We start from the raw sequence: 2,962 nt of genomic DNA, 5'->3' as shown, positions 1-2,962 counted from the left end.
CCCCCGCCGTATTTCACGGGGCTTCTGCCGGAGGGCCGGCGGCTGAATGCGTTGCGCCGTTCCATCAAGACCAGCGTGGATGATGAGCTGTCCTTGCTCATCGCGGCCGGTGCCAACCCGGTGGGTGATGTGCAAATCGTTGGCCATAGCGAGAAGCTGGACCCGGACGAGCACGCCGTCGAGCTTGACCCCGCAACGCCCGTGGATTTCGAGGCCCTGCTGGGCGACTCCGGACTGATCGACCCGGTGGCCCTGGCGGGGGTGCAGGACAAGCTGTCCGCTGGAATGATCTCCATGCCGGTGGCCAGCGCCGGCCGGCGCTACATTCTCAAACTCAACGCGCCCGAGTTCCCGCACGTCGTCGAAAACGAGTACGCGATGTTCCGGTACGCGGCGCGGCTGCGGATCCCTTTGAGCCGGGTCCAGCTGATCCGCGACGTCGCCGGCCGGCCCGGGCTCCTCGTGGAACGCTTCGACCGGGTGCCTGTAGCCAGTGGCACTGTATCCGGTGGGCCTGTCGCCGGCGTGTCTGGGCCCAAGGCGGCGGCCAGGTCGCCGCGGGCGGTGCAGCGGCTCGCCGTCGAGGACGGCGCGCAGGTGCTGGGCCTCTACCCTGCGGACAAGTACAACGTGGGATACGGGCAGGTGTGCCGTGCGCTTGCGGCTTATTGCGCGGCTCCGCTGCCCGCGGTGCGGAATTTGGCCCTCCAGGCGGCATTTGCGTGGCTGACGGGCAACGGCGACCTGCACGCGAAGAACGTTTCCATGGTGCAGCAGCCGGCCGGGGAGTGGTCCATCGCGCCGGTATACGACATCCCGTCCACGGTCGTCTACGGGGACAAGACACTCGCCCTGACCCTGGACGGCAAACGCACAGGGATATCCCGGAAGCACTTCCTGGGCTGGGCCGCGGGGATGGGGCTGACTGAACGTGCCGCCGTCCAGGTGCTGGAACTGGCGCTGAAGGCCTCGGAACCGCTGCTGGCGGACCTTCAGGCGGGCACGGCGTTCCGCTCCATGACCGACGACGGCGCCTCGCCGTTTTCAGCGATGGTCACCCGCGACTGGGTCAAGGAACTCAAGCACCGGCGCAGGCTACTGGCCGGGTGATGCCGCCGGCGCCGGCTCGGCTTGCACCGGATGCCGCTGACGGATGCCGTTGTGTGGAGCCTCAGAGGTGCTGGATGCCCGCCCGCTGCATGGCGTCTTTGTAGACCTCAACGTTCTTGGCGAGGAGCTCTTCCTGCTTGGCCGGAGATACCGCGAAGGCGCGGCCGCCAAGTGCGGTGGCCTTGTAGATCTTGACACCATGATTCTTCAGCGAGGAATGGTAGGTCTTCTCGAAAAGCGTCAGGAAGGAGTGGGCGTCCGCGCCGTGCGCAATAACGGCCGAGACGCGCTTGTTGATCTTGAGGAACTGACGGAAGGGCCGGAGGCCGTCCGTCTTCTCCTGGACGTTCAGGGCCGAGGATGCCTCCGGATCGCGGATCCACGGGTAGGCGTTCCACGGCATCACATAGCGGGGGTCCAGCTCCGCGGCCTCGTAGATGGAGGTGGCGCGGCGGGCGGCTTCATCGTCGTTGAAGTGCGAGACAAAGCCCGATTCGGTGCCCTTGCCCGGGCTGATATGCAGGCTGACGATCCGGCATTCGTCCTCGTCATGGATGGGGTCGATGTACGGGACCACGGATCCAGGCTTCTTTTCCATGAGTTCGTCGCACAGCTGCGTCACCGCGGCGATGTTCGGCTCCTGCAGCAGGGTCTTCTTTTCGTCCCAGTCAATCGTCACGATTTCTCCCTCAGCACTTGGCGTCCAGAATCAGGCGGCTTCCTCCACTCTACGCTTTCGCGGCAGGGGGTGTTTCGGCCGGACCTATTCGGCCGGGGCTGCGCAGGGGTTTGCCCTGAGTCAACGGCCCTCTGGTGACGGCAGTGAGGCGGGCGTAGGCTTAAAGCGCCTGCAGGTAACCATCTGATGACTCCGGGTTGTTCGGGACATTGAAGTGTCCGAGCCGTCTCTTAGCGAGATCGCGAAGGTACCTGCAGGCCTGACGTCCGCAGCCGCCCAGGTGGTCGGGCGCTTTTCTTTGCCGCCGGCCTGCCGGATGCGATGAAGCGGGGCGGAGCCGAGGGCAAGAGCCGCGAATCGAGTGCTTCGAATAGCGGCCCGTCGCCCGGCAACTCTGCCCCGAGGCCGAGCCAATGTTAGTTTGGGCCCGCACGGCAGCCAACGAACTGGTCCCTATGCCGCAGCCCCAACTTTGGGCTTTCCACGCCTGAGCGTTTTGGCTTGGTGCCGGAGCTGGCGCCGATGGCGGGAGCCTGGCTGGGACCCCGGCTGGTCTGTGGCCGATGGGCGAAGCGGAGTTCCCGGCAGGGGTGGCGCCGTGGAGTAGTAGCTGTGGCCGGTGGGGGTGGTGATTTCCAGGGTGTGGCGGGTGCCGGGTGCGGGGCGTGCTTTCCAGCCGGGGGTTTCTTTGGTGTGGTTGCAGGCTTCGCAGAGGCCGGCGGCGTTGTCCGTGGTGGTCGGGCCGCCGGTGTGCCAGGGAATGATGTGGTCCAGGTGCCGGAGCGGGGCGTCGCAGTAGGGGGTGCGGCAGGTGTCGTCCCTGGTTTGGATAAAGCGGCGGTGCCCGGGCGGGAAGAGCCGGGCGCGGGAGTCCATGGCGATGAGCTCGCCGGTGCCGGGGTGGGTGTAGAGCCGCCGGAGCCAGAGGGTGAACGCCGGGTCATCGCCCCTCCCGGTGCCGCCCGGCGGCGGGTTGATGAGGGTGCGGGCCCAGCCGGCGGGGACGGTGCCGTAGCCGGGGAGCCGGGCTGGTTCGGCGCCGGCCTGGAAGAGGGCGCGGTCGGTGATGACGAGCTGGATTTCGACGCCGCTGATCCCGCCGGGGGTCCCGGTGGTGCGTTCGACCAGGGCATCGGCCATGAGCTGCCCGCGGCCCCTCGGGTCCCCGGCGGC

General features: G+C 67.5%; 3 protein-coding genes. 1 reads left to right on the top strand and 2 read right to left on the bottom strand.

Annotated features, from left to right (window positions below; translation table 11 throughout):
• Positions 1 to 1,110, top strand: a 1,110-nt coding sequence (locus tag Y706_RS25335) for a type II toxin-antitoxin system HipA family toxin (RefSeq protein WP_043436121.1), incomplete at its 5' end; no start/stop codon positions are given.
• Between the two features lie 61 nt (positions 1,111 to 1,171).
• Here Y706_RS25335 and Y706_RS0112810 read toward each other — a convergent pair.
• Entirely contained in the window at positions 1,172 to 1,789 is a 618-nt protein-coding gene (locus Y706_RS0112810) for a uracil-DNA glycosylase family protein (protein ID WP_028276890.1), read from the bottom strand.
• Positions 1,790 to 2,242: 453 nt separating this feature from the next.
• Positions 2,243 to 2,962 (bottom strand): HNH endonuclease (locus Y706_RS30240; RefSeq protein WP_043436108.1); only part of this gene is annotated, 720 nt, incomplete at its 5' end.

The sequence above is a fragment of the Arthrobacter sp. I3 genome (assembly GCF_000520575.1).
Lineage (GTDB): Bacteria > Actinomycetota > Actinomycetes > Actinomycetales > Micrococcaceae > Arthrobacter > Arthrobacter humicola_A.
Note: the sequence above shows the minus strand (reverse complement) of the source record. Positions and strands in the feature narration are given on the sequence as shown.